Origin of the sequence: Arsenophonus nasoniae DSM 15247 (assembly GCF_000429565.1) — a bacterium.
Taxonomy (GTDB): Bacteria; Pseudomonadota; Gammaproteobacteria; order Enterobacterales; family Enterobacteriaceae; genus Arsenophonus; species Arsenophonus nasoniae.
The window spans coordinates 1-5,049 of record NZ_AUCC01000134.1 but is presented as its reverse complement, the minus strand read 5'-3'; the positions used below and the strand labels follow the sequence as shown (position 1 = coordinate 5,049).

Below are 5,049 nucleotides of genomic sequence, written 5' to 3'. Positions count from 1 at the left end.
AAATCACTAAACTCAATAATATCAAGCAGGCCTGCTTGAGCAAAATGTTTGTCTAGGAGTAAGTATGACCACCTTTAAAACTGAAGCACAATTTGAGCAGGCCTTTATTGAGGTACTTACCCAAAAGGGTTGGGAACCAGAGATTCTAAAAAACAAAACTGAAGCGGAGTTATTGCATAACTGGGCAACCATTTTGTTTGAAAACAACCGCCAACAAGACAGATTAAACGATGTGCCGTTAACTGACACCGAAATGCAGCAAATTATTGAGCAAATCAAAGAACTGAAAACGCCGCTCAAACTCAACGGGTTAATTAATGGTAAAACCGTCGCCATTAAACGCGACAACCCTGCCGATACCTTGCATTTTGGCAAAGAAATCAGCTTAAAAATATACGATCGCCAAGAAATCGCCGCAGGACAAAGCCGCTACCAAATTGTTCAGCAGCCCAAATTTGAACGCGGGAGCCCTTTGCGTAACGACCGACGTGGCGATGTACTATTACTGATCAATGGTATGCCAGTGATCCATGTCGAGCTAAAGCGTAGCGGTATTCCGGTTAGCCAAGCAGTGAACCAAATTGAAAAGTACAGCGCAGAGGGCATATTCAGTGGTTTGTTTTCGCTTATCCAAGTATTTGTGGCTGTGGAGCCAGACGAGACCAAATACTTTTCCAACCCCGGGCTAGACGGCAATTTTAACCCCGACTATCAGTTTAACTGGGCCGATTTTAATAACGAACCCATGAACTATTGGAAAGACATCGCCTCTACCTTGCTTTCTATCCCTATGGCGCACCAGTTGATTGGTTTTTATACCGTCGCCGACGATACTGATGGCGTGCTTAAAGTTATGCGCAGTTATCAGTATTACGCCGCCAATGCGATATCTGACAAAGTGTCTAAAACCAACTGGCAGCAACTGGGTAGCGCTGCCAATAACCCTGATCGTCTCGGGGGCTATGTGTGGCATACTACCGGTTCGGGCAAAACCATGACTAGTTTTAAATCGGCACAGTTAATTGCACAATCGAAAGATGCCGATAAAGTGATTTTTTTAATGGACAGGATTGAGCTGGGTACCCAGTCGCTGACGGAATATCGCAATTTTGCTAGCGATAGCGAAGACGTACAAACTACTGAAAATACTCACGTACTGCTCACCAAATTAAAAAGCAGTGCAACTTCCGATACGTTAATTGTTAGCTCCATTCAAAAAATGAGTAATATTTTTGCGGAAGTTGATGATGATGTAATAGCAAAAAATTCGGCTGACATAGAAAAAATCCGGGCTAAGCGCTTGGTATTTATTATTGATGAAGCACACCGTTCAACGATGAGTGGAGGCAAAGAAAATAAACTAGGCATGTTGGTAAGCATTAAAAAAAAATTCCCTAAGGCACTCTTTTTTGGTTTTACCGGTACGCCGATTCATGATGAAAATAAAATCAATAACAATACTTCCGCTGATGTGTTTGGTAACGAGTTGCATCGCTATAGCATAGCAGATGGTATACGTGATGGTAACGTTTTGGGCTTTGATCCTTACAAAGTGCCTACCTTTAAAGATAGTGACCTAAGGAAAGAAGTTGCATTAGAACAAGCCAAGGCTGGTTCGGTTGCTGATGCGATGGCGGATCCAGCTAAAAAGAAAAAATTTAATCACTTTATAAAAGATGTACCTATGACTGGCTACAAAGATGCCACAGGCAAATACCACAAAGGCATTGAAGACTATGTACCTAAAAGCCAATATTTAACTGTCACCCACCAGGAAAAAGTCGTTAGTGACATCTTAGATAAATGGGATGTGCTCAGCCAAAGCAATAAATTTCACGCGATTTTAGCCACGAATAGTATCGCTGAAGCGATTGACTATTACCGGCGTTTAAAAGCGGCTAAACCTGAGCTAAAAATCTCAGCCTTATTTGATCCTAATATTGATAAGGACGGCAGTGGCGACCATGGTTCCACCTTTAAAGGTGATGGCTTAGACGAAATTATGGCCGACTACAACGCGCGTTACGGTCAGGATTTTGATTTTGCGTGCCATGCAGCTTTTAAAAAAGATGTAGCCAAGCGGCTTGCCCACAAAAAGCCTTACGAGCGCATTCATACCGATCCTTCGAAGCAATTAGATTTACTGATTGTAGTGGATCAAATGCTCACGGGTTTTGACTCTAAATGGCTTAATACCTTGTATTTAGACAAGGTAATTAAATACCAACATATAATTCAAGCATTCTCACGCACCAATCGCTTGTTTGGTCCTGACAAACCCCACGGCATCATTCGTTATTATCGCTATCCACATACCATGGAGCAGCACATTAATGCTGCGGTAAAACTCTATTCCGGCGATAAGCCTATCGGCTTGTTTGTTGACAAGTTAGAAAGCAATATTAAAGCCATGAATGAATTAGTGGATAACATTTCCGAGCTGTTTGTTAGCACCAGTGTTGAGAATTTTGAAAAACTACCAGACGATATAGAAGCCTGTGCCCAATTTGCCAAGTTGTTTAACACCTTTAGCCAGCACCTGGAAGCGGCTAAAGTACAAGGTTTGCATTGGGAACAGTCGGTCTATTCCTTTACTGAAAATGATGTAGAACATGAGGTAACGTTGGCTATAGACGAACAAACTTACCTGAGCCTGGCCCTGCGCTATAAAGAGTTAGTAGGCAAAGGTGATCACGATGTTGCAGGTGGCAGCGATGTGCCTTTTGATATCAGTGGTTATTTAACTGAGATAGATACCGGCAAAATCGATGCCGACTATATGAACAGCCGCTTTGATAAATATTTAAAAGAGCTGAACAAACACCAAAACCCTGCGAGCATTGAATCCACATTAAATGAACTGCACAAGTCGTTTGCAACGCTCACCCAAATTGAGCAAAAGTACGCCAAACTCTTCTTGCACGACTTGCAGCGCGGCGATGTGCAGCTAGTTGAAGGCCATACTTTCAGAGACTACATCAACATCTACAAAGATAACGCTGAAAACGCACAATTAAACGCCGTTGTTAATGCTCTTGGTTTAGATAAAGAACTACTCATAGCATTAATGGTTAATAGTGTTAATGAGAAAAACCTAAACGATTTTGGTCGCTTCGACGCATTAAAAGAATCGGTAGATAAGGTGAAAGCAAAAGTCTATTTTGAAAAACAAGATGGCGTAACCATATCTCTATTTAAATTGAATATACGCATTGATCTGTTTTTAAAGCAGTTTATTTGTAGTAGCTCAGACTTGAGCTGACAGCTACTGTAGTGGTCAAGAACGTAGCACGCTACTTTTTACCTGCGCCCAGGCAGGCAAACAGGCAACGGAATTGTTGTCAGAAAGACTGCATAACATGGAAAAAAAACGATGGTTACGCAGCTAGACGCAGGGTAAATGTGTCTAAAATTAGGAAATTAGGTTAGAAATCACACTATCTGAGGAAATGTTAACTGACCCCAAACACAATAAATCGATTCTCTCTCCTTTTTGCAATAATCGATGGCTTTTGCTCCTCACTTTAAAAGCGATTCAATTTCCTAACCATCAAGTGGATCAGTTTTGCATGATCGGTGACAGGGTTATGGGTTTGATTTTTTTCGCCGTGCTAAACGTTGCAAATTATCCTCAACATCGGCTTGGTTGACTTCTCCGACTATCTGACCTTCTTTGTCATAACGAAACACGCCTAACTGGATAAGTGCGCGATAATCAGCATGATGACAAATACTGCCTAGACAGGCTCTTAAACGCCTTCTGGCTATTGGTAAGCTCTTTTCTTTCACTTCCTGCCACATATCTTGCTGTATACCTACTTTCATTGGACGTAATTGATTTTCAGGAAATAGATTAGGCCAAAACGTGGTTATCTGGGAAATAGCCTCATCTAACGGCAATCGCTTTTTGGGCGGTGTAGGTGGTTTTGGAATTTTAACCTTCACTTCCTGTTTAGGTTTTTCAACCAGCTTCTTGGGCTGCTGTTTTACTACCTTTTGGGGCTTTGGTTTTTTTGCCTGTTTTTTGCGCGCAGGATTTACCCAGACCTTTTTACCGTAAACAGAGGTACTTGAGGTCTGCTCTTCTGGTGAAGCTTTTTTAGGACGATTGAGGGTTAATTTCTGGCGTTCAGTCATGACTTAATCTTTAAACAGGTTGATCATTTCATCATCATTTAAGCCCGTAAATTTCATCACAGATTGTCTGTCCATACCACTTTCGAGCATTTGGCGCGCTATCTTCATCGATGCATGTTTTTCGCCCTTTTGCACCCCATTTTGTTCACCAATTTGAATACCCTTTTGAATTCCTTCTTGAATTCCTTCAATTTTACCTTGTTGTATGCCTTTCTTAATTCCAATTTCTTCAATCTGTTGAGCAATAGTCATAAGTGCTCCTTCGTGTTTCTCTGATTGTTTAGCTATCCCAGTGATAAATTCCATTGGCTTTTTGGCGTTACCTTCTTGAATGAGATAGTTAAACATCGTGATGACTTGATTATCGGTATAATAATTATACGACAACAGTTTAACAATACTATCCAGTAATTCTGTCATATCCCTTCTGCGAATGTGTTTTTGCAGCAATTCTAATAGCGCCATTCGCTTGTGTTGCATGATTTCACCATCATCTAAGGTGGTGACATCGGCTAACTTAAAAGGATTGGTGTAGATACTTTCTGCCAGTTTTCTATCTTCAAAGCAGTCTAACCAGTTCGTGCTATAGGGGTGAGGGCTTTGCTCACCGCAATAAAACAGGATGGGAAACACCAAGGGTAATTGCTTGTTTCCGTCCTCTAGATGTTTCTGCATGGCAGCAAGGCTATAGCGCATTAATCGCCATGCTATGAGCTTGTCAGGTGTGGACTGGTGCTCTATGAGAACATAGATATATCCACTTCCCTTTGTTGTGCTGACTGAATACAGAATATCACTCTGGTAATTTTTCATTTCACTATCGATAAATGAGCCAGATTCCACTTTTAGGCTCTCTAAGTCACACAGCGCTTTAATCTCATCGGGTAGCCAAATGTCGAAGAAGTCTTTTGC

At 41.4% G+C, this 5,049-nt stretch carries 3 protein-coding genes; 1 reads left to right on the top strand and 2 read right to left on the bottom strand.

Annotated elements, in window-relative coordinates; genetic code table 11:
* The first annotated feature begins 64 nt into the window (after positions 1 to 64).
* Complete coding sequence (locus G468_RS0116115) at positions 65 to 3,262, top strand: type I restriction endonuclease subunit R (RefSeq protein WP_026823926.1); 3,198 nt, start codon at positions 65 to 67, stop codon at positions 3,260 to 3,262.
* A 323-nt stretch (positions 3,263 to 3,585) separates the two neighbouring features.
* Here G468_RS0116115 and G468_RS0116110 read toward each other — a convergent pair whose 3' ends face one another.
* Positions 3,586 to 4,137: a ProQ/FINO family protein gene (locus G468_RS0116110; protein ID WP_026823925.1), complete on the bottom strand. Its 552-nt coding sequence runs from the start codon at positions 4,135 to 4,137 to the stop codon at positions 3,586 to 3,588.
* A gap of 3 nt (positions 4,138 to 4,140) precedes the next feature.
* On the bottom strand, positions 4,141 to 5,049 hold a 909-nt coding region (locus G468_RS0116105; protein ID WP_026823924.1), incomplete at its 5' end, for an Rpn family recombination-promoting nuclease/putative transposase.

Coding starts and splice junctions, on each gene's coding strand:
- G468_RS0116110 (WP_026823925.1), bottom strand. CDS start 4,137: ATGACTGAACGCCAGAAATTAACCCTCAATCGTCCTAAAAAAGCTTCA.
- G468_RS0116115 (WP_026823926.1), top strand. CDS start 65: ATGACCACCTTTAAAACTGAAGCACAATTTGAGCAGGCCTTTATTGAG.